This window comes from Rhodococcus sp. B10 (assembly GCF_011770055.1).
GTDB lineage: Bacteria > Actinomycetota > Actinomycetes > Mycobacteriales > Mycobacteriaceae > Rhodococcoides > Rhodococcoides kyotonensis_B.
In genome coordinates this window covers 34,065-57,894 of the sequence record NZ_JAAFYV010000040.1, presented here as the reverse complement: position 1 = coordinate 57,894, position 23,830 = coordinate 34,065, and the positions used below count along the sequence as shown (strand labels likewise).

The window sequence follows — 23,830 nt, the reverse complement described above, 5'->3', positions numbered from 1 at the left end:
GCCGCGGGCTCTGGAGGGGTTACGGGTACTGGAGGGGCGGCGGGTGCTACGGCGGCAGCCTCGGCAGCCGCACGTTGCGATGGCCGAACGAACTTCGGCGCGACCTCGTCGGCCGGGGCAGCAGCAGGTGCGGGTGCCGATTCGATCGGGCGACGCGTCGTTGCCTGCTGTACGGCTGCCTGCTCACCGGCGGGCAGAGTCACGTCGAGACGACGCTCGAGACGTTCCAACCGTTGCAGCACAGCCGATTCCGCGTCGGACGCCGACGGCAGAAGCATGCGCGCACACATGACTTCGAGCAGAAGCCGTGGCGCCGTGGCGCCGCGCATCTCGCCGAGTCCGGCGTGCACGATCTCCGCGTAGCGGGCGAGGGTCGCCGAACCGATGCGTTCGGATTCGTCCTTCAGACGTTCCAACACGTCGCCGGGGACGTCGACGAGACCACGCTCCCCCGCGTCGGGAACCGCGCGCATGAGAATCAGGTCGCGGAGACGCTCGAGAAGATCGGTCGCGAACCGTCGCGGATCGTGCCCCGCGTCGACGACCTTGTCGATCGTGCCGAACAGCGACGCACCGTCACCGACGGCCAGGGCGTCGACGGCTTCGTCGATCAGTGCGACGTCGGTGACGCCGAGCAGCGACAGCGCGCGCGAATACGTGACGCCCTCGGGCCCGGCGCCTGCCAGCAGCTGATCGAGCACGCTGAGCGAGTCACGCGGCGACCCACCGCCGGCACGAATGACCAGCGGATACACCGGATCCTCGACCGGAACGGATTCCTGCGTCGTGATCTTCTCGAGCAAACCGCGCATGGTCGACGGCGGAAGCAGTCGGAACGGGTAGTGGTGCGTCCTGGACCGAATGGTCGGCAGCACCTTCTCCGGCTCGGTGGTCGCGAAGATGAAGACCAGATGCTCCGGCGGCTCCTCGACGACCTTCAGCAAGGCGTTGAAGCCAGCCGTCGTGACCATGTGCGCCTCGTCGATGATGAAGATGACGTAGCGCGACTCGGCCGGGGCGTACACGGCCTTGTCTCGGAGATCACGAGCGTCGTCGACGCCTCCGTGGCTGGCCGCGTCCATCTCGACGACGTCGAGGTTGCCCGGCCCACCCGGGGCGAGAGCGACACACGAACTGCAGACGCCGCACGGCGTCGACGTGGGCCCTTCGGCGCAGTTGAGAGACCGCGCGAGAATACGCGCGGACGACGTCTTACCGCAGCCACGAGGGCCCGAGAAGAGGTATGCGTGGTTGATCCGACCTGCGTTGAGTGCGACGCTCAACGGCTCGGTGACGTGCTCCTGCCCGACGACCTCGGCGAACGTCGCTGGACGGTACTTCCGGTAGAGAGCCACGCACAGAAGGGTACCGGCGAGCACCGACACCGGCACTCATGGCCCACGCGCCCCCGCGCGACTCACTTCTTCTTCGCGGCCGCCTTCGCTGCCTTCTTGAACTCCCGGACTTCGAGGAGCGATTTCTCGTCCACGACGTCCGCGATCGACCGACGTGACCCCTCGTCGCCGTACGCGCCGGCGGCCGTGCGCCAGCCGTCGGGAGTGACGCCCATCTGCTTGCCGAGAAGTGCCAGGAAGATCCGCGCCTTCTGATCGCCGTAGCCGGGTAGCGCCTTCAGTCGCTTCAGCACCTCGGCGCCGTCGGGATTCTCGCGTCGCCAGATCTCGTCGGGCTTGCCGTCGTAGTTCTCCACGATGTACTCCGCCAACCCTTGGATCCGCTTGGCCATCGAGCCCGGAAACCTGTGCACGGCAGGCGTTTCCGCGCACACCGCCGCGAACTCGTCGGGATCGGCGGCAGCGATGGAATCGACCTTCAGATCACCGAGACGGTCGACGAGCTTCTTCGGACCGGCGAAGGCGGACTCCATCGGCACCTGCTGGTCGAGAAGCATGCCGATGAGCAACGCGAACGGATCCTCGGCCAGCAATGCGTCGGCTTCGACATCGCCGGTCAGGTGCAACGTGGGAGACATGGCCCCGATCTTCTCACGCAGCGCTAGGTGATCGAGACCATCTGCGTGATGTCGTCGAACGGCAACGGACCGTCGACGACCGCTCCGACGATCGTGTTGTTCAACGTGATCGCGCCGCCATGGTTGTCGAGGAACGCCGTGTCGGCGGCGTCGCGCCCCGTCGCGATCCGGACCAGCGTCGACCTCGGTGCCAGGCAGGTGGCGTCGACCACCCGCCATGTGCCGTCGACGAACGCTTCCGCGACAGCGTGGAAGTCCATCGGATCACATCCCGGCGCGTAGACCGCGACGAGCCGCGCGGGCACGCCCACCGCGCGCAGCAACGCCACGACGAGATGCGTGTAGTCGCGGCAGACGCCTGCACCCGCCAGCAGCGTGTCGACGGCACCGTCGATCGGGTCACTGCTGCCCGGTACGTAGTTCAGGCGGGCACCGACCCACGACGACACTTCGGCGAGAAGCTTCTCCGACGGCTCGTAGTTACCGAATTCCGTTGCGGCGAAGCCGAAGAACTTGTCGGTCTCGGCATAGCGACTGGGTCGGAGGTAGAGCGACAGATCGTAGTCGGACACCGGCGCCGGCTCGGCGTGGCCGAGAACCGTCGCCGAATACGACACCTCGAGCTTCCCGACGCCCGCGCGCAGCGTGTGGATGCGGGTGCCGTGCGCACCTTCGATCTCGCGGACCCGAACGGGAGCGCCGTCGAGCGTGAAAGACAACTCCTCGGTGACGTCGGCGCCGGGGTGCGGCGCGACGGCGATCTGGAACTCGAGAACGCTGGCCTCGGTGACATCCACGTCGAGGTAGGCGGACACGTCACGTTTCATCGTGCCGATCCTGCCACTGCCGACGGAATTCCGCTGTTCAAGCGTCGTCGGGACGAAGTTCACCGGTGACGAGGAAGGTGACTCGCCTGGCCACTTCGACGGTGTGGTCGGAGTACCGCTCGTAGAACCGGCCCAACAAAGTGATGTCGACGGCAGCAGGGACGCCGTGCGGCCACTCGGGCGACGACGTCAGCTCGAACAGGCTGCGGTGCAGATCGTCCATCGCCTCGTCCTTGACGCGAAGCTGTTTCGCCAGGTCGGCATCACGGGTCAGCAACACCTCACGTGCCGCGTCTGCCTGCTCGACGGCGACGCGTCCCATGTCGGCGAACACGGCCTCCACCTCGTCGGGCAGCACGTGAGCCGGGTGGCGCCTGCGCACGAGTTCCGCGATGTGAATCGCGAGCCCACCCATCCGCTGGAGGTCCGCGACAATGTGGATGCCACTGACCATGATTCGAAGGTCGAGGGCCACCGGCGACTGCAACGCGAGCACCGAGAACGCATCCTGTTCCCACTGCGCGGCGAGCACGTCGATCTGTTCTTTGCTGCTGATGGTCGTCTCGGCCAACCCGAGATCCGCCGTCAGGAGAGCCTTCGTCGCCGACGCCATCGCGTCTTCCGCGAGCGTGCACATCTCGGCGAGATCAGCCGAGAGCGCGTCGAGCCGGCTGTTGTAGTTCTCACGCACCGCGGACCACCGTCCTGTGCCCCGAAATCGAATTCATGCCCCATGTCCTCACCGTCGCGCCGCCGATTACGCCCTCTTCTGGACGGAACGATCCGCCTACAGACTGGCACATCATGGTAAGCGCCGGTTGCGCGACGGTGAGTTCGGCGTCAGCAGTTGGTCGGAGCAGGCACGCCGTAGAAGCGGTCCTTCATCCAGTTCTGCGCTTCGCCGAGGCCCAGGATGTCCGGAATCAGATGTCCCGCACCGGATCCCGGAACGATGGCGGGAAGCTGCGCGCTGCTGAGCTGAACCGTCGCGCCCTTGCCGCACCACGCACCGCCGAGTTCGACGGCCTGGCCATGAGGCACGATGTCGTCGGACGTGCCGGACTGGATGAGAACGGGCGCGTTCGGTGTCCGTTCGCCGATCTTGTTCTTGGCCAGGATCTCCTGCGCGACGGGAAGACGGTCGAGCACCACGGACATCGGTTCACCGGTCGTCGTGTACTCCTGAGTCCGATGCAACCCCACGGTCAGAATCGTCTCTCCGACACATTGATTCGCAACGAGGTTCAGCATCGCCTTGCCCGCGTCGTTGATGTTCTCGTCGATGATCGGACGCAGCCCGGGATCCGATTCGAGCAAGCCGTTCAAGGTGTAGCCGATGACGCCGGTGAGAATCGTGCCGTCGACCTGGTCGAGCGTCTGCTTCAGATCCGCCGGGGGTGCACCCGCGTACGTTCCGGCGATCTCGAGTTCGGGAGCATATTCACCGGCCAGTTCCGCTGCAGCCGCCGTCGCGCCACCTCCCTGCGAGTAGCCGTACAGACCGAGGGGTCCGCCACCGGACACCTTGGTGCCCTGGATCTTTCGCGCCGCGCGCGCCGCGTCGAGCACCGCATGAGCCTCGGCCGCCCTGTTGACGTACGTGTGTGCACCGGGAGTACCGAGGCCTTCGTAGTCGGTGATGACGACGCCGTAGCCCTGCGACAACATCGAGTACGCCGCGAGCACCTCGTACTCGACCATGAAGCCGAGCGGCGGCGTGTACGTGATGACGTTGTTGAGCATCTTCGACGGCGCGCACTGATCACCCTGTCCCTGGGTGCCGGGGGCCAGTACGACGAGCGGACGTTCGCCGGGCCCGGTCCAGTTCGCGGCCGGGTCGATGTAGGTGCCCGTCACCACATTGGCATCGCCGTTGGAATCGGTGCTGCGGTACATGATTCGCGTGGCCTCGCCGGGAAGGGTGCCGCCGATACCCGGGACCGACAACGCGAGGTGCGACGGTTCGGTGCGGATCAGGTCACCCGGGGACCCCGCGGGAAGCGGGTTGGGCGGAACGTAGAAATCGGATTCGACGGTCGACCCGGTCGAGGGCGCCGCCGTCGCCATCGGCGTCAACGCCGTGGCGGCGATGACCGCGAGGCCCACAGCCGATCCGAACACCCGTGACACACGCATGCAACAACCCCCGTCGTCTTCGAGACTCCGCTTTCTTACTCAGCGGTAGCAACACTCTCGACGGACCCTACGTGATGGGAGCCACAAATCGGAAGCGTGTGTTTCACCCACCACGACGACTAGTGAGATCTCACAAGACCCACACGGTTCGACGTCGAGCTCCATCCGACGCTTCTCGTGCCACCTGACAATCAGCGCTTGCGACGGTGCAAAGCCGTCTTGGCGACGAGAATTTCCTCGGACGTGAAAGCGCGGCCAGGAAGGTCGCTCGCAGCTCCCGGTTCGGCGCGCAGGCCGTCGAGCACGAGAGTGAAGTATCGCTTCCAATTCGCCGGCTCGACACTGCACGTGAATTCCGATGCTGCCCCGACCATTCCGATCAACGGAAAGAAATCGTTGACCTCGACGTCGGCGCGGAGCTGACCCGACTCGCGTGCCCGTCGGACGATCTTCTCGACGAACGGATCGATCTTCTCGCGCACCTGGGCGATGCCGTGACACCCCTCGTCGGTACCCATGACGACGTCGTTCAGCCCTCGGTCCGCCGAGATCCCCTGACACAGACTCTCGAGGAACATCACAAGACCGTCCCAGGCGTCGTCGGCCTGCAGGGCCTTCTCCGCGTGGGCGAGCATCTCCTCCAGCCGCTGCTCGAAGACGCCGTCGATCAACTCTTCCTTACAGGAGAACCGTCGATAGACAGTGCCGACTCCGACCTTCGCATGGGCTGCCACGTCGTCGAGGGTGATGTCGATACCGCGCGACGCGAACAGTTCGCGCGCCGCATCCACGATGCGTCTGCGGTTGCGCTCCGCGTCGGCGCGCAACGGCTTTCGGCCTGCGCCTGCGCCGGCTGTGTCGGCTCTCACACTCATTCGATGTCCGTTTCACCCGATAAGCGGAGGAAAGTCCTCCGCTTAGCTGCTACCTTGTCCACTAACCGGAGGATACACCTCCGCATAGTCGATCAGAGGAAACCATGACCGCACTGTCTTCGGACGACGTCACGTCGTCAGGGCCGGCAACGGAGGAACTCGCCGATGCCAGAGCCCATCGCAATCGCTGGCTGATTCTGGCCACGCTGGGGCTTGCCCAGCTCATGGTGGTGCTCGACGCCACCGTCGTGAACATCGCGCTTCCCGCCGCCCAGCTCGACCTCGGCTTCGACAACGCGGATCGCTCGTGGGTCGTCACGTCGTACGCTCTCGCCTTCGGCAGTCTGTTGCTGCTCGGCGGTCGCCTCAGTGACTTGTTCGGACGACGCAACACGTTCCTGATCGGGCTCGTCGGATTCGCCGTCATGTCGGCCGTCGGAGGGGCTGCTGTCAACTTCGGCATGCTGGTCGCCGCACGCGCCGGCCAGGGTGTGTTCGGCGCTCTGCTCGCACCCGCCGCTCTGTCGCTGCTCGCGACCACCTTCACCGACGCGAAGGAACGGGCCAAGGCATTCGGCATCTTCGGTGCGATCGCCGGTGGCGGCGGTGCACTCGGCCTGCTGCTCGGCGGTGTGTTGACCGAGTGGGCAAACTGGCGATGGAGCCTCTACATCAACCTCGTGTTCGCCGCGCTGGCCTTCGTCGCCGGTTTCGTCCTGCTGGCGAAGCACAAGTCCGACCACCGTCCTCGCCTCGACATCCCCGGCACGCTGACTGTGTCGGCTGCGCTGTTCGCCATCGTCTACGGCTTCGCCCACGCCGAGTCCGACGGCTGGGGTAACACCGTCACCATCGCGTTCCTGGTGACAGGCGTCGGCCTGCTCGGTGTGTTCTTCAGCATTCAGCAGCGCGTCGCGCACCCGTTGCTGCCGCTGCGCATCATCCTCGACCGCACACGTGCCGGATCGTTCCTCGCAGTGTTCGTCACCGGTGCCGGCATGTTCGCGGTGTTCCTGTTCCTCACCTACTACCTGCAGAACACGCTGGGATTCACCCCGATCACCACCGGCTTCGCGTTCATGCCGATGATCTTCTCGCTCATCGTCACCGCAACGCTGTCGACGGCCATCGTGCTGCCGCGCTTCGGTCCGCGCGTCCTGATGACGACCGGCCTGTTCGTCGCCGCGCTCGGCATGGGACTGCTGACGCAGATCGACGTCGACTCCAGCTACGTGACGCACATCCTGCCCGGCTTGATCGTCATGGGTCTCGGCCTGGGCGCGACGATGGCTCCGGCGATGCAGGGTGCGATCTCGGGCGTCGACCCCGACGACTCGGGTGTCGCGTCGGCGACGGTCAACACGATGCAGCAGGTCGGCGGTTCGATCGGTACCGCTCTGCTGAGCACCATCGCAGCCAGCGCGGTGACCGCATACGTCACCGACAACATGGCAACCGCGACGGATCCGCTCGCGCTGCAGGCACACGCGGAGATCGCCAGCTACACCACGACGTTCTGGTGGGCCACCGGCATTTTCCTGCTCGGCGCGGTCATCTCGGCGATCGTCGTCAAGCCGGGCCTGCTACCCGCCGCGCCCGAGGGTGCGGTCGTCGTAGGCCACTGACCGGCCCGTGAGTGCGAATACGTAGCGGGCTATGTATTCGCACTCACGAGGTGTGCAGCAGCTTCTCGGCCGCAGCCAACAGAACACAGGTCGCGACGCCGTCCATGGCCTTCTCGAGTTCGTCCAACGACGGGAAACTCGGGGCGAGACGGATGTTGCGGTCCTCGGGATCCTTCTTGTACGGGAACGCGGAGCCGGCCGCGGTCAACGCGATACCGGCGTCCTTCGCCAGCGCGATCGCCCGAGCAGCCGTTCCTTCCAGCACGTCGAGCGAGATGAAGTACCCGCCCTTCGGCTCGGTCCAGGACGCGATCTTCGACGCACCGAGACGGTCCTCGAGAATCCGAAGAACGAGCGCGAACTTCGGCGCCAGGATGTCGCGATGCTTGGCCATGTGCGCCTTGACGCCCTCGGCGTCACCGAAGAAACGCAGATGGCGCAGCTGATTCAGCTTGTCCGGTCCGATGCTCTTGATACCGAGATACTTCTGGTACCACGCGAGGTTCTCGTCGGAGCTGCCGAAGAAGCTGACGCCTGCCCCGGCGAACGTGATCTTCGACGTCGACGCGAACACGAACGGTCGATTCGGGTTGCCGGCTTCCGCTGCCCAGCCGAGGACGTCGTACGCAGGCGCGAATTCTTCCGCGATCGGGTGGACGGCGTACGCGTTGTCCCAGAACAACCGGAAGTCGGGTGCGGCCGTCGGCATCGACGCCAGCGTCCGGACGACTTCCTCGGAGTAGACCGCACCGGTCGGGTTGGCGTAGTTCGGAACGACCCACATGCCCTTGATCTGCGGGTCCGACGCGACCAGCCGTGAGATCTCGGCGACGTCCGGGCCGTCGTGCAGCATCGGAATCGGGATCATGTCGATGCCGAGCGATTCGGTGATCGCGAAGTGGCGGTCGTAGCCCGGAGCCGGGCACAGGAACCGGATGTTCGGCTCGGCGGACCAGGGCCGCGGCGAGTCGGGAAGACCGTGCAGCAGGGACCACACGACGAGGTCCTGCATGATTTCCAGGCTGGCGTTGTTGCCGGCCAGGAGGTTCCCGACGGGGATGTTCAGCAGTTCACCGAAGATCGCACGCAGCTCGGGCAGTCCGGTGAGGCCGCCGTAGTTGCGGCAGTCGGTTCCGTTGCAGTCACGAAAGTCGTCTCCGGGAAGCGTCAGCAATTCCGCGGACAGATCCAGCTGCTCGGGCGACGGCTTTCCGCGGGTCAGATCCAGGACGAGCTTCTCTGCCTTCAGCTGCTCGTACCTGGCGCTCTGCCGGTCGTGCTCGGAAACGAGCTCCTCATGGTTCATCAACCCGTACTGGGTCTGCGCTGACATGCGGAGCGGCCTTTCGCAGAAGCTGGTCCTCGAACAAAGGGGACCCCGCGCACCCGGCAGAGCCCGTTGACCCTTGCTGCCTTCCGGCCCTGGGGGAGTTCACAGGATGCGCGCCGCGCGGGATCCACCAGAGAGTGTAGCTGTCCCCGTCGCGGGGACGCATCACCGCCCCGATTTGGGATCTGGAGGGGGTGACCCGGTATGCTTCCCCACGGAGGATTCGCCTAGTGGCCTATGGCGCTCGCCTGGAACGCGGGTTGGGTTAACGCCCTCAGGGGTTCAAATCCCCTATCCTCCGCCAACGGGCAAAGCCCCCTTGCATCACGCAAGGGGGCTTTTCTCGTCTTCAGCTGTTCGCCAGCATCACCACTCCGAGTGGGCCGCTTCCGATGCACACCTCACCGGTGGTCGACGCCGTCACCGCACTTCCGGCGCCGGTCAGCCGCACGTACACGGTGTTCAACCCGCTCCGCAGCGGCACCGACACCGCGTCCCCGGTATCGAGTTCCAGGTCGACGACGCTGTCACCGTCGGAGAAGTAGTTGAGCTGTACCGTCCAGTCCCAGTTCGGAACTGCCGCGTCGAGCGGCATCCGGGTGCGATTCCCGACGCGATATCCGCACCCCGCCTCCGGACCCTGCGTGATGCTGCGCGACGGGCTCACGACAGCAGGCACGACGTGACCGGAGTCGTCCAGATACTGCAGCACGGGCGTCGACGACGCGAAGTTCGGGTCGAGACTGCCGAAAATCCTCGCTGCGGAGTTCTCGGGATACGCCAGCGGCGTCAGCACCCACGGTGACACGGCCTGGTCCAGCAAGGGAATGTCTCGATGGTCCGCGAGCGAGTGCTTCGCGGTGGCCAGGTAGTCGCCTGCGGGATCGTCCTGCCACTTCGATACGAAGGTGTACGACGACACGAGACTGCTGATCACGAAGACTGCGGCGACGACGATCCATCCGCGGCGCACCGGCCCGCCGGCTCGCGACCTGAGCATCAACGCGGCGCCGACGGTGATGACGACGGAACTGTCGGCGACATATCGAAGCGTCTGCGCCAGTTCGTTCGCGGTGTCGGGGCCGGAGCGCGACAGCACCATCACCGCGACGGACACGGCGACATAACCCACCACGGCCGCCCAGACCGACCAATGACGTCGAAGCGAAAAGACCACTGCGACAACGACTGCCACCCACGCCGCCACGACGAGCACGAGCGGCGGCGACGCCCACGGCCCCGCGGGTGGCCAGCGCTCCCACATCCAGGGCCCACCCACCAGTGTCGGCACCAATCCGAGCGATGTTCCGTGATGCACGAGTTCGGCTGTCGTTCGCCACCCGTGGAACGCGAGGCCGGCCCGGACGACGATCAGAAACAGAACGGCCCACACGGCCACGACGACACCGCACGAACACCACAGCGGTGCAGCACGTTTCCACGCCGCCCTCACTCCGAACACGAACGCGACGACACCGAACGCGAACAGCGGCACCACCACCGACTTCTCGAAGAACAGCAGCGACACCGCCGTGACGACCGCACCCGTCACCACATATCGCCGACGCCTCGTCCTCACGTAGTCGAGCGCGTCACCTGCGACCCAGGCCAGCGCGAACTGCAGAGGGAGCGCGTTGAGCGCCGCAGCCCACCACGCGAACGACGGTAGCGTCAGCGGGGCGAACAGGTAGAACGTCAACGGCAACAACAGAATCGGAGTATCACCGAGGATCTTGCGCAGCAATCGAAGAACCGCGTACGACGCGGCCGCCTGCATGATCAGCGACGTCGCAGCGGGCAGGAACCAGTCGAGCGGAGCGATTCTCGCCTGCAGGCCGGCGACGACGAATGCCGCGGGCATGAAGTGTCCGTCGTGGCCGTACAGCAGCAGGTCGGTCGAGAAGAGCGGGAAGGCGCTCCCGCGTCCGGTCAGGATCAGGTCGTCCCAGTAGAAATTTCCCGACGCCACCACGTACGCCCGGACGACCAGTTGGGCGGCGATCAGCACCAGCGCGATCGTCATCACTCGGTGCGTCGTCGTACGGACGGGCGGCGCCTCGCGCGCCGCCGTGCTCACGGTCATGGTGGCCCTCCCCCGCCGGACAGTACGACGCCCGAGCGTAGACGACGAGCCGTTTTCGAACTCGATCACTCGATGTCGGGAATTTCCAATCCGTCGGCAACCTCGATGTCGGAGAATCGGCACCATGACTTCCACCGAAACGGTTGCCGACCGCTACCGTCGCCTCGCCGACATCCTCACCCGCCGCATCGACGCCGTGCCGTCGGAGAAGTGGGACACGCCGTCGACCTGCGAGGGGTGGACGGTCCGCGACGTCGTCCAACACATCGTCGACACCGAGAAGGGTGCGCTCGAACCCGTCGGCCTGTCCATTGCCGACGGCCCGTCCGCAGGCGACGATCCCGTCGCGGCCTGGGTTCACACGCGTGACGCCATGCAGGAGATTCTCGACGACCCGTCCCGCGCGAACCGAGAGTACGAGGGCCACTTCGGCAAGACCGACCTCGCGTCGTCGATCGGCTCGTTCTACAGCCTCGACCTGATCGTGCATGCGTGGGACATCGCGCATTCCGTCGGCGTCGAGGACTCCATCGCCGACGAGGATCTCGATTTCGTCGAGGCGTTCATCGCGCAGATGGGCGACAACATCCGCATGGACGGGGTGTGCGGGCCTGCCGTGGACGTGCCGGAGTCGGCCGATCGACAGACGAAGGTGCTCGGGCAGCTCGGTCGCGACGTGCGCTGACGCACCCGTGCGTGCGTGGTTGCCCTATGGTCCGACCATGCACGCACGGGCGCGGAGCGCATTACCGCGCCGACCACCCACCATCCATCGTGTAGGACGCACCGGTGACCATGCCTGCGTCCTCGGACGCCAGCCACCCGACGAGCGATCCGACCTCCGCAGGTTCGACGAGCCGCTTGATCGCGCTCTCGGTCAACATGACCTTCTCGAGCACCTCGTCCTCGGCGATTCCGTGCGCTGCCGCCTGGTCCGCGATCTGCTTCTCCACCAACGGGGTTCGCACGTAACCGGGGTTCACGCAGTTGCTCGTGACGCCGTGCGCACCGCCCTCGAGTGCCGTCACCTTCGACATGCCTTCGAGTGCATGCTTGGCGGTGACGTAGGCGACCTTGTACTCCGATGCCCGCAGACCGTGCACCGACGAGACGTTCACGATACGACCGAACTCGCGAGAGTACATGCCGGGCAACGCAGCTCGAATCAGCAGGAACGGCGCCTCCACCATCAGCGTCTGAATCCGCCGGAACGCAGCGGGGTCGAACTCGACGATGGGAGCGACGGTTTGGATTCCCGCGTTGTTGACGAGGATGTCGACGTCGAGCTTCAGGGTCTCGAGCGCGGCGACGTCGAGCAGATCGACGGTCCACGCGTCGCCCTGCAGTTCCGACGCCAACTCCTTCGCAGCGACCTCGTCGACGTCGGCGATCGTGACTTTTGCACCGCGCGTTGCCAATTCACGCGCACACGCGGCGCCGATCCCGGACGCACCACCCGTGACGAGGGCGGTGCGACCGGTCAAGTCAATCACTTCAGACCCGCCTTGGAAAGCTCCGCCTCCGTCGCGAGGTTCTTCGCGTCGGCGATGTCGATGGACTCGAGAGCGAGGCCCTTCGTCTCGCGAGCCGCGATCACGGCGACGAGCGTCACGGCACAGGCCGCGGCGAGGTACCACGCGATCGGGACACCGGAGCCGAAGCGGTCCAGCAGCGCGACGGCGATGATCGGCGCGAGCGAGCCGGCGACGATCGACGTGACCTGGTAGCCGAGCGACACACCGGAGTAGCGCATACGCGTCGGGAACATCTCTGCCATGATCGCCGGCTGCGTCGCGTACATGAAGGCGTGGAACACGAGACCGATGATGATCGCCAACATGATCACGGCGTTGTGGCCGCTGTTGAACATAGGGAAGGCGAAGAAGCCCCATGTGCCCGCGGTGACGGCGCCGATCAGGTAGACCGGTCGACGGCCGATGCGGTCGGCGAGCTTGCCCACCAGCGGGATGACGCAGAAGTGCACGGCGTGCGCTGCGAGCATCCACCACAGGATGGTCTGGGTGTCGGTGCCGACCTCGACCTTGAGGTACGTGATGGTGAACGTGACGACGAGGTAGTACATGACGTTCTCACCGAAGCGCAGGCCCATGGCGGTGAAGACGCCACGCGGGTAACGCTTGAGGACCTCGAACACGCCGTACGATGCTGCCTTGATGACCTCGGCCTGCTTCTGCGCCTCGACGAAGATCGGGGCGTCGGTGACCTTGGTACGGATGTAGTAGCCGACGAACACGATCACGGCGGAGAGCCAGAAGGCGACACGCCAGCCCCAGCTCAGGAACGCATCCTCGGACAGGACGGTCGTCAGGATCAGCAGCACGACGGTCGCGAGGAGGTTACCTGCGGGCACGCCCGCCTGCGGCCAGCTGGCCCAGAAGCCGCGGCTCTTGTTGGGGCTGTGTTCTGCGACGAGCAGGACCGCGCCTCCCCATTCGCCACCGACCGCGAAGCCCTGGATGAAGCGCAGCGTGACGAGCAGCGCGGGAGCCCAGTACCCGATCTGGTCGAACGTCGGCAGGCAGCCCATCAGGAACGTCGCGCCGCCGACGAGTACGAGGCTGAACTGCAGCAGCTTCTTACGTCCGTACTTGTCACCGAAGTGGCCGAACACGATGCCGCCGAGCGGGCGTGCGACGAAGCCGACGGCGTAGGTGACGAACGCGGCGAGGATGGCGTCGAGCTCGCTCGTTCCCGCGGCGAAGAAGATCTTCGAGAACACCAGTGTCGCGGCGGTTCCGTAGAGGAAGAACTCGTACCACTCGACGATGGTGCCTGCCATCGACGCGCCGACGACCTTTTTGAGGCCGCTCGGGGTGGCGTCCGGGTCCTTCCCGGACGGGTCTGTGCGTTCTTCGACGCTCATTGCAACTCCTCATGTGAGACGGCATGCGAGGGAGCGGCAATTGTGACCGCTCCCACACATACTGGGTACGGCTGAGTATCGATGCAGAAAGTTGCGCCCGCAATGACCAAGCGTGCAACTGCGATCTGCAAGAATGCACATGTGCCACTCGGTCATCCCGATCACGGTCGGCTGCCCAGCGCGGACGACCTTCTGATCCTTCTCGCAGTCGGCCGGACCGGCAGATACAACACCGCAGCCGACGATCTGGGCGTCAACCACACCACCATCTCGAGGCGAATCGCCGCGCTGGAGGCGACGCTCGGAGGTCGCGTCCTGACCAAGTCGGGCAGCGGGTGGGAGCTCACCGCACGCGGCAGGGACGCGCTGGCCGCCGCCGAGAACATCGAGGCCGCAGTACGGTCCCTGATCGGACCCGACGACGAAGCGGAAGGCGTCGTCCGAATCTCCGCCACCGACGGGTTCAGCGCTTACGTCATCGCACCTGCAGTCGCGCAGGTGAGGCGTCGGCACCCGGGCATTGCCGTCGAGATCGTTGCGACCACGCGCCGGGCGTCGCAGCAGCGGTCGGGCATGGACGTCGAAATCGTCGTCGGCAAACCGCAGGTGCATCGCGCCGAGGCGATCAAACTCAGCGACTACCACCTCGGCCTGTACGCCTCACGCTCCTACCTGCACGAACACGGAGAACCGACCACTGTCGCCGATCTGCAGGCCCATCCGCTCGTCTACTTCATCGACTCGATGCTGCAGGTCGACGACCTGGACATCGCAGCTGGCTTCGCACCACTGATGCGCGAGTCCGTGACGTCGACCAACGTGTTCGTGCACGTCGAAGCCACCCGCGCCCACGCAGGCATCGGACTGCTGCCGTGCTTCATGGCCGACCGTCACGACGACCTGGTCCGCCTCCTGCCCGACGACGTCTCGATCCGACTCGACTACTGGCTGGTCTCCCGCGCCGAAACGTTGCGACGCCCCGAGGTGGCGCGTCTCGTCGACGCCCTCCGCACGTGCGTCACAGAACAACGGGATGCGCTTCTCGGCAAACGGTGATTCACTCGGGCTGGCACGACGGACACCACCACGTTCGACGACGGGCCGGGTCTCCCGAGACCTCGGCCACCACCTTCACGACGGTTCCGCAGCGCAGGCACGGTTTGCCCGCCCGCCCGGCGACCCAGTGCTGCCGACCGCGACGGGTGTCCCCGGTGGTGACCTGCATGGCTTCCCGAACGGTCGCCGAATGCGTCATCGCGCGATGCAACAGCGCAACCAGTGATGGCGCGTCGACCTCTCCCGCCGGTCGCCACGGCCACAGACCCCTGAGGAAGCACAGTTCGTTGGCCCAGAGATTGCCCGGACCGGCCACGACCCGCTGATCGAGCAGCGCGGAGATGATCGGCGTCCGGCCTTGCGCGACGATGTTGGTCGCGGCGAGGGTGGCGTCGAAGTCGGGGCGCAACGGATCCGGTCCGAGATGGGCGACGAGCTGGTCCATGTCACGGGTGGTGCCGTAGTCCACGACCGGCAGTGTCAGACCGTACGCGGTGGGACCGTCACGAACCCCCAGTTCGACGCGTACATCCGGCCGGACCCGGGCGGGCAGGTATCTGCCGGGACGTGTCACGGTCCACGAGCCGGTCATCAACAGGTGCGTGTGCAGCGTCGAACCGTCGTCGAAGTCGGTCAAGAGGTGCTTGCCGTGGGTCCGATGCCCCAGCACGGTTCGACCTGCCAAGTTCTCGGTCGCGTGCTTCGGGACGTTCAGCCGTCCTCTGCGTAACTGCGTGCCGTCGAGTGCCGCGCGCAGTCTGATCGCGAGACGGTAGACGGTGTCGCCTTCGGGCACGTCAGAACGCGTATCGGACGGTGAGCCAGGGCGTTTTCCGACCGATGAGGTCGGTCAGCTCGGCGACGGCCCGCGCTTTGACGGCATTGCGGTAGCGCACGTTCATACCGCCGCTCTGCGACCGCTTGGGCTGTTGGATTTCCGGCGTCCACAACACGCGTTCGGCGCGAGGATGCCAGCCGAGGTTGGTCTCGTGCAGGCCTTCGTTGTGGGTCAGCATGATGACCTCGACGGCAGCTTGCCGTTTGAAGGCGTCGCCGGTGGCGTCGTCGAGCAGGCCCAGGAGTTCGCTCCACCGGTCCTGCCATCCATCGGAGATGACGACGGGTGAGAAGTTGAGGTGCACTTCGTAGCCGGCGTCGACGAAGTCGTCTATCGCCGCGAGCCGTTCGTCGATCGACGACGTTCGGATGTCCAGCAACCGGGCCTCGGGTTTGGGCATGAGCGAGAACCGGATTCGTGTACCGCCGCGCGGATTCAGTTCGAGCAGTTCACGGTTGACGAACTTCGTCGCGAACGACGCCTTCGCGCCGTCCCACCCCGCGAAGGCATTGATCAGGTCGGCGACGTTGTCGCTGACGGTGGCGTCGACACTGCAGTCGCTGTTCTCGCCGATGTCGTACACCCAGTCGACCGGATCGCATTGATTGGCTTCGGGTTTGGGGCCCTGCCGCCGAATGTGACGACCGAGGTAGCCGACGATCTGGTCGATGTTGGTGAACACGGTGATGGGATTGGCGTACCCCTTACGCCGGGGAACGTAGCAATACGCGCACGCCATGGCGCATCCGTTCGCCGTGGACGGCCCGATCCAGTCGGCCGATCTGCCGTTCGGCCTGGCCGAGAGCGACTTCTTGACGCCCAGGACCAGATCCTCGGTCTTCACGCGCACCCAGCGGTCGATGTTGCCCTCGTTGCCGTGCAGCTCCGGAATCTGCCAATGCGACGCGACCTCGATGACCTCGGCGTCGGGAAACCGGGCGAGGACTTGCTGACCGCGCAGATCGGCGATGGCGTCGGGCTCGGCCCAGATGCGTTGGACCTGCAGCAAGGGTGCGTGAGGTCGTGGCGTCTCGATGGGCATCACTCGTGTCTATCAGGCCTCACCGACAATCAGTGGGTCAGCAGTTCGTCGACGAGGAGATCCTCGGCGTCGAGAGCCTGGAAGATCATCTTCACCGGTCGCGTCGTCGCCATGACCCGCAGGCGGCCGTCGGCACGTGCCGCGGCAGCGATGACGGCGTTGGCCGCACCCGAGTACATGAACGCCACCGCCGACAGATCCACGTCGACGACCACGCCGGGACGTACGAACCGGTCCAGCGTGGCCACCAGCTCGGAACGCGACGACATGTCCAGCTCGCCTGAAGCCCGGACCACCGCGTACTCGGCGGAGTACAACTCGACTTCGATTGTGTACGAGTACTTCTCACGGATGGATTCGATCACCGTGTCCAGATTCGACGACATTCCCGGGCCTTTCGTTGCTCCGACACAGAGAACTCTGTCAGCGCGAGATCTCCGATCGGCCGACGCATCCATCACGGATAGGACTCCATGAGATCACGGTTCGATAACGCAGCACGGGCGCCATCGGGGGTCCTACAACACCCCCGCTCGGTTAACAGGTGCGGGCGTTGTGAACGAGCGGAGCGGTTGTGAAAGTCGAATGTCCCCCGAACCCGTCACCGAGGCTTGAACCGTCTGCGTTCGGCTTCCGAAGTCCCGCCCCATACGCCGTGCCGCTCGGTGGCATCGAATGCGTGAGTCCTGCAGCATGTGGCGACTGGGCACTCTCTGCATATGGACTTTGCCATAGCTTCTCGCCTCAGCCGATCTCCCAGATTTTCGCCGTCCGGTCCGTAGAACAAGTACGCGAACCCACGGCATCGAGCACGCGCCCACCAGTGCCGTTCCACGACACTCCTTCCGAGACACCGCTGCCGCGGAGAGTCGCTCTCCGCGGCAGTGAACCAGAACCATTCGTCAGTCCGTGGTGGTGATGACCTTCCCGCGTGTCTCCGGCACAAGGAGGCACCCGAGCATTCCGACAATTGCGCCGGCCACACCGAAACCCATTGCCTTGTGGACGTTTCCGCCTGCCAACATGAGGGCGAACAGAGGGAACAGGCCCGAGCCGATCCCTCGGGCCACGTAATACGTTGCGCCGGAGCCGAATGCCCGGTAGCGGGTGGGATAGAACTCGGAAATCCAGGTTCCGATGACGCCGAATCCTGCGTAGCCGATTGCGGTACCCGCCAATGCAACCGTCGCGGCGGAAACGATCGTGCCAGACCCCGTCGCCGTTTCCGTATCCGAGCCGACCCACAGAAACAGGCCGAAGCCGACGACGCCGACTGCGCATGACCAGAACGTCGAACCACGACGCCCGATCTTGTCGGAGAGCGCACCGAACGTGATGTACGACGCGATGCCGAGGATCGTTCCAATGGTGAGCACCAACGTCGCCCAGCCGAGAGACAACCCCGCGTATTCACGTAGATAGGTCGGCCCGAACGTGATGTAACAGTAACTGGCAGCGAAGATTCCGGTCGTCGCGAGCGTCAGGAAGATCCCACCGACGATTGTGCGTCGACGCTCCTGCGGATCCATCGGTTCGCGGTCGGGCTTTTCGACCTCCGAATGGGCCACGACATCACGAGCGGCTCGCCACACTCTCGACTCCGGCAGCATCTTGAATGCAACAAGCCCCACGACGACACTCATGGCGCCGATGATGACGAACCCGATTCGCCAGCCCGATTCCGAACCGAGTGTCGTGATGGTCGAGAACAAAATCGCCTGCGTGATCAACGTTCCGCAGATGAACATGCCCTGCAGGACGCTGCCCATCAGACCGCGGTTCTTGGCCTTCCATGTCTCCGTGAACATCGCGAAGATGACACCGAAGGCACCGCCCATAGCGACGCCGGCGAGAATTCTTGTGACGGTGAACAGTTCGAAGTTCGTCAGGAACGCACCGAGAACTGCGAGGATTCCGTAGATCGATGTGAACGCCACGTACGTCGGGCGTCTGCCCCACCGATCTGCGATCCAGCCGAACACGAAGCCACCGGCGATCGAGGCGATGCTCTGCATCGTGATCACGCCGACGACGGCCTGGGTCGACACGGAGAACGAATCGGACAGGTCGCGCAGTGGGTAGCTCAACAGGTTGAGCTCCATGCTCTCGATGAGGGCACCGATGATCGCGAACGTCAGCACCACTTTTCGTTCACGCGGCGTATACGCGTTCTCGGCGTTGAGTTGCTTCGCTCCGACGGCGGTTCGGGCTGCATCGGGCGCGGTCATCGCGCACTCGCATGTTCGACCGGCCGCGCGGCGGGAACACCTGGAGCGGTGAACTTGTTCGTCATCGTTCCGATGCCCGAGATCTCGCTGGTGACGACGTCACCGTCGGCAAGATACCGCTGCGGCGTCCGACCGAGGCCGACGCCTGCCGGTGTACCCGTGAAGATCAGGTCACCGGGAAACAGCGTGACTTTCCTCGAGATGTAATCGATGAGTTGCGCGATCGAGAACACGAGATCCGACGACGTGCCATCCTGCATCAGTTCATCGCCGACCCAGCACTTGAGGGTCAGCGCGTCGGGGTCGTCGAACTCGTCGGGTGTGACGAGGACCGGGCCGATGGGAGCGAAGTTCGCGAACGACTTACCGAAGCTGAATTGAGCTGTGGCGCCATGCAACTGGACGTCCCGGTCGGACACGTCCTGCCCGATCGTGAGGCCGGCAACGTGGTCCCACGCATCGGCGGCAGGAACCTCGACGCACTCCCTGCCGATGACGACCACGAGCTCGACCTCCCAGTCGACACTCGGACCGGACAGTTCGATCTCCGTGTTCGGACCAGCTATGGCCGACGGGAACTTCGTGAACAGCAGCGGCACCGTCGGCAACGGCGACCCGGCTTCACGAGCATGGTCCACGTAGTTGAGCCCGACTCCGAAGATCTGACGGGGCCGCGGATTCACAGGTCCGACCGACGCGTTGCCCGTGGGATTCGTTGACCGTGCGTCGGGCGTTCGACTCCAAGCGATGAACTCGTCCCACCGGTCGTAAATTGCCTCGATACGGTGGTCGAAGCGCCCTGCGCTGGCGTCGGCGACATCGACGGCGCCGTTTCCGGTCAGGAGCGTCAGCCGGCCGTCATGATTTGCGATACGCATGTTTCTTCAGTCCTGTTCTGTGCTGACGGAACGGGGGGCGGCCTGTTCGCTGACCAACCGGTATGTCGACCAACGAACTGTTGCGCCGGTTCCCTCCACCGCCGTACGGAGAGTATGCACAGTAGGCGGCTGTACCGACCCGTGCTGGTCGACGATCAGGAATATCGTGCCGGGCGCGTCGTCGGTGAGACCCGGACTACCTGCAGCTCTTCCTTCTGCCGTGTTGTTCTTCGCAGACGCGGCGACCGCGTCTGCCTCGTACACCGCGACGCCTTCCGCAGATCCGTCGACGACGGCCGATGCGGCGATCTCGCAGATGCGACGGCTAAGTGCGGTTCGGTCTCGACCGTCGCACGTGATGCGGCCGAGAAGAACCTGACCGGTCCGTCCGATTCCGTTGCGATAACGCAAATTTCCGACGGTACGCTCGTTCTCACGGAAGAGCCCGACTGCCTGCGTGGTGCGAACAGTCGGCGAATCGAGAGCGGCGAGGTACTCCTCGCTGGTCAACACGTCCACCGAGTCGGTCACGTAGATCGAGAAGTATTCGACGAGATCGTTCCCGCGATCGGGGTGTTCGACGAACCGCCGCGCATTCCTGAATCCGGTGACCGACAATCGTTCCGGGAAATGTTCCCGCGAGTACCAATCGTCGAACTCGGAAACGTCGTCGCGATCGACGGCGATGACGTTCATCAGCGCGCCTTCCGCTACGGCAGTATCGACCGTGCCGTCGGCAACGCTCGGCGCGAACGTTGTCATCAGAACTGGCCCTGACGCTGTTGGAACTTGGTGGGCTTGCCGAGGAGAGCCCCGCCCTCGGCGACCCACGCTGCGACCGAGTCGATCATCGTGGACAGTGTCGTGGACGGAAAACCGAACTCGGACTGTATCGACGAACCGTCCATGACGTAGGACGTCCCGGTCTCGGAGCCGGTGAAACGTGGTTCCTTGCCGAGGATTTCACCGAACCTGTGCGCGAGCCAACGAATCGAGACGATCTCGGGCCCGGTGATATTGAGTCGACGCGGCGGCGAACTCGCCAACGTGAGCGAGCGGATGGCGTAGTCCGCGACGTCTCGCTGCCAGATGACGCTCGCGTGACCCATCTCCAGTGGAATCTCGGTCCCGTCCTTGACCGCCTGCGCGATCTCCTGCAGGACGCCGTACCGCGTCTCGATCGAATAGCCCAGCCGGAAGATCAGCAATGGCGTACCGAATTTCAGTGAGTGATGCTCGAATACGCGTTCGCGACCGACGCACGAGGCGGCGTACTCACCGATGGGCCCGACCGGGTCCGATTCACGGGAGCCACCGGTGGCGACGTCGGCAAGCGGATAGGCGACGAGCGTCGAGAATGCGACGATTCGACTGTCGCGGTAGCGGTTTGCGACACGCCCTGGCAGGTACGAATTCATGGCCCACGTGAACGACTCGTTGCCGGTGGTGCCGAACTTGTTGCCTGCCATGAAGATGACATTCGACGCGTCCGGCAGCGCCGACAGCTGGTCGTCGTCCGTCAAATCTGCGGCGACGCACTCGACTCCGTTGTTCTCGAGGAATTCGCGACTGTGCGGATCGCTGAAGCGTGCTACGCCGTAGATTCGCTTGTCTATTCCTGCAGCCTCCGCGGCACGCTTGGCCATGACGGCGACACTGGGTCCGACTTTGCCTCCCACCCCCAAGACGACGATGTCGCCGTCGATCGATGGCATCGCCTCGATCAGCCCCCGGGTCGGTTCGGCAAGTGCGTTCTCGATCGCATCGACGCCGTCGTACGACGCAGTCTGCTGGGGCGTGTCCTGCACGATGCTCACATCATGTCCTCTCGTTGTGACCTACGCCATACATCGTGATACACATTCGAGCGATGCAAAACCAGGCCATTCCCTAGCGATGCCAGCAGAATACTGTGTGATTCCCACAGTATGCTGTACGAATGGCCACCACGGAACGATCTGTCGACGACCTGGTCGACGAGGCCGTCCAGCTCATCTGGAACACCTATCGCGGCTACACGAGCAACGTGTTCGATCGGGTCGAGCTCGACCACTTCGTTCGAATGAATGTCGTCGTGGTCCTCGACTGCGTGCGACGACGTACGCCTCTGCGCCCGGACGAATTGGTGCACGCGCGTGAGTTGGGCGAGCAACGCGCACACCAAGGAGTGCCGCTGGAGTCGGTCATCCAGGCGTTCCGGTCCACAGAACGCGTCATGTTGCTGCACGTGCTGCGCACGCACCGGGACGGCTCGAGCGACACTCCTACGGAACTCGCGCTGTCATGTTTCGATGCTCTTACGAACGCGATGATCGACGCGTATCGCGAGGCGTCGTCGGCCATCGATGCCGTCAGTCGACGCGCAGAAACCGAATTGGCGACTGCTCTGACCAACGGGTGGGAGCTCGATCCCGCGGAGGCGGAACGCTGGACAGGCGTGCTGGGTGTCGATCAGGGTAGAGCACACACCTGCGTGGTGTTCACACTGTCGAAGCATTCCGAACCCCTTCTCGCGCAACGATTTCGGCGTCGTATGGTAACGAAACTGAGTGCTGCCCGAATCGAGCCCGTCCTCTGCTGGGAAGGCGACGGAAGTTTGATCGCTTTCGCTCCCGTCGACTCCGATTCGACATCCCGGTTCGACGCGTGCCTGACGACACTGCTCAACGACCCGAGCGGCGACTGCACCGGAATCTTCGTAGGGGATACGGCGCCCACGCTACGGGCCGGCCATCGCTCCTATCTTCAGGCGCGCGCCGTGCAGGACGTGGCATCACGGAAGCAAATGACCGGAAAGATGTTGCTTTACAACGATGTTCTGCTGGACGTATTGCTCGGCCATGACGTCCCGGCACGGGAGCGATTCGTCGCCGACAGACTCGGACCGATCGAGGACGCGACTCACCTGCTCGAGACGATAGCCGCACTGGCGAACTGCAACATGTCGCAGGCGAGAGCAGCCAAGCAGATGTACGTGCACGTCAACACCGTTGCGCTGCGCGCCAGAAAGATCCACGAATTGACCGGCCGCAATCCGCTCGTCTTCACCGATCTCGTCGAACTGTACCTCGCGACACGGTGAAACTACCCCACACTCCCCGTCGACGGATCGGTCATTTCCTCGGTCTTGGAACGCAATTCGTCGATGAGAGCCTTGACCGCCGGGCGACGCGTGGCGTCGGGGCGCGTGACGAGCCAGTAGTCGAGCGGTACTCCGACTTCGTCGGGCAGGAGTCGAATCAAGTCGTCGTGCTGCTGGGCCATGAATGTCGGTAGGAGGCCGAGCCCCGCTCCCGCTTTCGTGGCCTGGACGTGCGCGAAGACGTTGGTGGACGTCACCGCGTCGCGCATCTCGGGAACGTAGCGCCGGCCCACGTCGAGTTCGTCGACCTGCAGCATCGACGGGATGAAGTAGACGAGTCCGTGCCGGGTCACTTCGTCGAGGGTGCGCGGCGTGCCCATGCGCTGGAGGTAGTCGACGGATCCGTACAGGCCGAGCGTGTACGCACCCAGCCGCGAGGCGTCGGCACGCAGGACCTTGGGTTCGCCGACGACGATTTCGATGTCCAGGCCGGACCGTTGCAGCGCAGCCCTTCTCGTCGCCGAGACGATCTCGACGGTCAACTCCGGATGCTTCACGCGTAGACGCGCCGCCGACGGCGCCGCGATGTAAGCGGTGAACGCGTCGGTCGCAGACATGCGCACGACGTCGCGAAGCACCGGCTCTGCGCCGGGTTCCTTCTGCAACTCGGCGAGCACGGCGTGCAACTTCTCGGCCGCCGCCAGCGCTCGGTGCCCCAACGCGGTCAGCTCCCAGCCGTCGGTCGCTCGAACCAGCACACGGCCGCCGAGCGAGACCTCGACCGCCTTGATGCGTCGGGAAATGGTGGTGTGGTTGAGCCCCAGCGTCTCGGCCGCACGCGTGAACCTGCCCGTGCGAGCCACTTCCATCAGCACCAACAGGTCGTCTGCACTGGTCGTCGACACACTGCATATTTTCGCACACCAATTCTGCCCAACTGGTCATTGCATGTC

The 23,830-nt window shown here is 64.8% G+C and carries 23 protein-coding genes, 1 tRNA gene and 1 other RNA gene; 5 read left to right on the top strand and 20 right to left on the bottom strand.

Annotation, left to right across the window (positions count from 1 at the left end):
- The 6 genes from RhoFasB10_RS22250 to RhoFasB10_RS22225 form a co-directional block, all read right to left on the bottom strand.
- On the bottom strand, positions 1 to 1,355 hold a 1,355-nt coding region (locus tag RhoFasB10_RS22250; RefSeq protein WP_167678585.1), incomplete at its 3' end, for a DNA polymerase III subunit gamma and tau.
- A gap of 62 nt (positions 1,356 to 1,417) precedes the next feature.
- On the bottom strand, positions 1,418 to 1,993 hold the full coding sequence (locus tag RhoFasB10_RS22245; protein WP_114330403.1) for an HhH-GPD-type base excision DNA repair protein: 576 nt from the start codon (positions 1,991 to 1,993) through the stop codon (positions 1,418 to 1,420).
- A gap of 23 nt (positions 1,994 to 2,016) precedes the next feature.
- Complete coding sequence (locus tag RhoFasB10_RS22240; RefSeq protein WP_167678583.1) at positions 2,017 to 2,820, bottom strand: transglutaminase family protein; 804 nt, start codon at positions 2,818 to 2,820, stop codon at positions 2,017 to 2,019.
- A gap of 37 nt (positions 2,821 to 2,857) precedes the next feature.
- Positions 2,858 to 3,511: a phosphate signaling complex protein PhoU gene (gene phoU / locus RhoFasB10_RS22235; protein WP_068423561.1), complete on the bottom strand. Its 654-nt coding sequence runs from the start codon at positions 3,509 to 3,511 to the stop codon at positions 2,858 to 2,860.
- A gap of 149 nt (positions 3,512 to 3,660) precedes the next feature.
- Positions 3,661 to 4,956, bottom strand: coding sequence for a lipase family protein (locus tag RhoFasB10_RS22230; protein WP_206031219.1), 1,296 nt, complete (start codon positions 4,954 to 4,956; stop codon positions 3,661 to 3,663).
- Positions 4,957 to 5,147: 191 nt separating this feature from the next.
- A complete protein-coding gene (locus tag RhoFasB10_RS22225) occupies positions 5,148 to 5,831 on the bottom strand; it encodes a TetR/AcrR family transcriptional regulator (RefSeq protein WP_068423562.1) in 684 nt (227 codons plus the stop codon).
- Between the two features lie 104 nt (positions 5,832 to 5,935).
- Between RhoFasB10_RS22225 and RhoFasB10_RS22220 the strand changes: the two genes are divergently transcribed.
- Positions 5,936 to 7,456 (top strand): MFS transporter, encoded by a 1,521-nt coding sequence (locus RhoFasB10_RS22220; RefSeq protein ID WP_167678581.1) that lies wholly within the window; start codon positions 5,936 to 5,938, stop codon positions 7,454 to 7,456.
- Between the two features lie 43 nt (positions 7,457 to 7,499).
- Here the strand turns inward: RhoFasB10_RS22220 and RhoFasB10_RS22215 are convergent, their stop codons facing one another.
- On the bottom strand, positions 7,500 to 8,789 hold the full coding sequence (locus RhoFasB10_RS22215; RefSeq protein WP_167678579.1) for an aminotransferase class I/II-fold pyridoxal phosphate-dependent enzyme: 1,290 nt from the start codon (positions 8,787 to 8,789) through the stop codon (positions 7,500 to 7,502).
- A gap of 34 nt (positions 8,790 to 8,823) precedes the next feature.
- An RNA gene (gene ffs / locus RhoFasB10_RS22210) (signal recognition particle sRNA small type) lies at positions 8,824 to 8,918 on the bottom strand.
- Between the two features lie 84 nt (positions 8,919 to 9,002).
- Here ffs and RhoFasB10_RS22205 point away from each other — a divergent pair.
- Positions 9,003 to 9,090: transfer RNA gene (locus RhoFasB10_RS22205), tRNA-Ser, on the top strand.
- 45 nt (positions 9,091 to 9,135) lie between these two features.
- Here the strand turns inward: RhoFasB10_RS22205 and RhoFasB10_RS22200 are convergent.
- A complete protein-coding gene (locus RhoFasB10_RS22200) occupies positions 9,136 to 10,869 on the bottom strand; it encodes a hypothetical protein (protein WP_167678577.1) in 1,734 nt (577 codons plus the stop codon).
- Positions 10,870 to 10,993: 124 nt separating this feature from the next.
- On the opposite strand from RhoFasB10_RS22200, the gene RhoFasB10_RS22195 reads away from it, so the two are divergent.
- A complete protein-coding gene (locus RhoFasB10_RS22195; protein WP_167678576.1) occupies positions 10,994 to 11,554 on the top strand; it encodes a TIGR03086 family metal-binding protein in 561 nt (186 codons plus the stop codon).
- A gap of 61 nt (positions 11,555 to 11,615) precedes the next feature.
- Here the strand turns inward: RhoFasB10_RS22195 and RhoFasB10_RS22190 are convergent, their stop codons facing one another.
- Together RhoFasB10_RS22190 and RhoFasB10_RS22185 are read right to left on the bottom strand one after the other, a co-directional pair.
- Positions 11,616 to 12,362 (bottom strand): 3-hydroxybutyrate dehydrogenase, encoded by a 747-nt coding sequence (locus tag RhoFasB10_RS22190; protein ID WP_167678574.1) that lies wholly within the window; start codon positions 12,360 to 12,362, stop codon positions 11,616 to 11,618.
- Complete coding sequence (locus RhoFasB10_RS22185) at positions 12,359 to 13,753, bottom strand: MFS transporter (RefSeq protein ID WP_167678572.1); 1,395 nt, start codon at positions 13,751 to 13,753, stop codon at positions 12,359 to 12,361. Before RhoFasB10_RS22185 ends, RhoFasB10_RS22190 begins: the two co-directional genes overlap by 4 nt.
- Before the next feature lie 102 nt (positions 13,754 to 13,855).
- Between RhoFasB10_RS22185 and RhoFasB10_RS22180 the strand changes: the two genes are divergently transcribed.
- Positions 13,856 to 14,809: a LysR family transcriptional regulator gene (locus RhoFasB10_RS22180; RefSeq protein ID WP_114330393.1), complete on the top strand. Its 954-nt coding sequence runs from the start codon at positions 13,856 to 13,858 to the stop codon at positions 14,807 to 14,809.
- Position 14,810: 1 nt separating this feature from the next.
- On the opposite strand, the gene RhoFasB10_RS26835 is transcribed toward RhoFasB10_RS22180, so the two are convergent.
- The 8 genes from RhoFasB10_RS26835 to RhoFasB10_RS22140 all read right to left on the bottom strand — a co-directional run bounded on the left by RhoFasB10_RS26835 (position 14,811) and on the right by RhoFasB10_RS22140 (position 21,612).
- Positions 14,811 to 15,605, bottom strand: coding sequence for a DNA-formamidopyrimidine glycosylase family protein (locus RhoFasB10_RS26835; protein WP_167678570.1), 795 nt, complete (start codon positions 15,603 to 15,605; stop codon positions 14,811 to 14,813).
- Position 15,606: 1 nt separating this feature from the next.
- Positions 15,607 to 16,689 (bottom strand): spore photoproduct lyase family protein, encoded by a 1,083-nt coding sequence (locus tag RhoFasB10_RS22170; RefSeq protein WP_167678568.1) that lies wholly within the window; start codon positions 16,687 to 16,689, stop codon positions 15,607 to 15,609.
- Between the two features lie 29 nt (positions 16,690 to 16,718).
- Positions 16,719 to 17,075 carry an STAS domain-containing protein gene (locus RhoFasB10_RS22165; protein WP_068423582.1) on the bottom strand — a complete coding sequence of 119 codons (357 nt, stop codon included), beginning with the start codon at positions 17,073 to 17,075 and terminating at the stop codon, positions 16,719 to 16,721.
- Between the two features lie 215 nt (positions 17,076 to 17,290).
- Complete coding sequence (locus RhoFasB10_RS26720) at positions 17,291 to 17,524, bottom strand: WhiB family transcriptional regulator (RefSeq protein ID WP_084423633.1); 234 nt, start codon at positions 17,522 to 17,524, stop codon at positions 17,291 to 17,293.
- 67 nt (positions 17,525 to 17,591) lie between these two features.
- On the bottom strand, positions 17,592 to 18,917 hold the full coding sequence (locus RhoFasB10_RS22155; protein ID WP_084423634.1) for an MFS transporter: 1,326 nt from the start codon (positions 18,915 to 18,917) through the stop codon (positions 17,592 to 17,594).
- Positions 18,914 to 19,795, bottom strand: coding sequence for a fumarylacetoacetate hydrolase family protein (locus RhoFasB10_RS22150; protein ID WP_068423584.1), 882 nt, complete (start codon positions 19,793 to 19,795; stop codon positions 18,914 to 18,916). The genes RhoFasB10_RS22155 and RhoFasB10_RS22150 overlap by 4 nt, the downstream gene beginning before the upstream one ends.
- 6 nt (positions 19,796 to 19,801) lie before the next feature.
- Positions 19,802 to 20,557: a hypothetical protein gene (locus tag RhoFasB10_RS22145; protein WP_167678566.1), complete on the bottom strand. Its 756-nt coding sequence runs from the start codon at positions 20,555 to 20,557 to the stop codon at positions 19,802 to 19,804.
- Positions 20,557 to 21,612, bottom strand: coding sequence for an NAD(P)-dependent oxidoreductase (locus tag RhoFasB10_RS22140; protein WP_206031217.1), 1,056 nt, complete (start codon positions 21,610 to 21,612; stop codon positions 20,557 to 20,559). The genes RhoFasB10_RS22145 and RhoFasB10_RS22140 overlap by 1 nt, the downstream gene beginning before the upstream one ends.
- A 122-nt stretch (positions 21,613 to 21,734) precedes the next feature.
- Between RhoFasB10_RS22140 and RhoFasB10_RS22135 the strand changes: the two genes are divergently transcribed.
- The gene (locus tag RhoFasB10_RS22135; protein ID WP_068423588.1) at positions 21,735 to 22,877 is read left to right on the top strand and encodes a helix-turn-helix domain-containing protein; all 1,143 of its coding nucleotides are present in this window, start codon (positions 21,735 to 21,737) and stop codon (positions 22,875 to 22,877) included.
- A 2-nt stretch (positions 22,878 to 22,879) separates the two neighbouring features.
- Here the strand turns inward: RhoFasB10_RS22135 and RhoFasB10_RS22130 are convergent, their stop codons facing one another.
- Complete coding sequence (locus tag RhoFasB10_RS22130) at positions 22,880 to 23,782, bottom strand: LysR family transcriptional regulator (RefSeq protein WP_279387076.1); 903 nt, start codon at positions 23,780 to 23,782, stop codon at positions 22,880 to 22,882.
- Between the last annotated feature and the right edge of the window lie 48 nt (positions 23,783 to 23,830).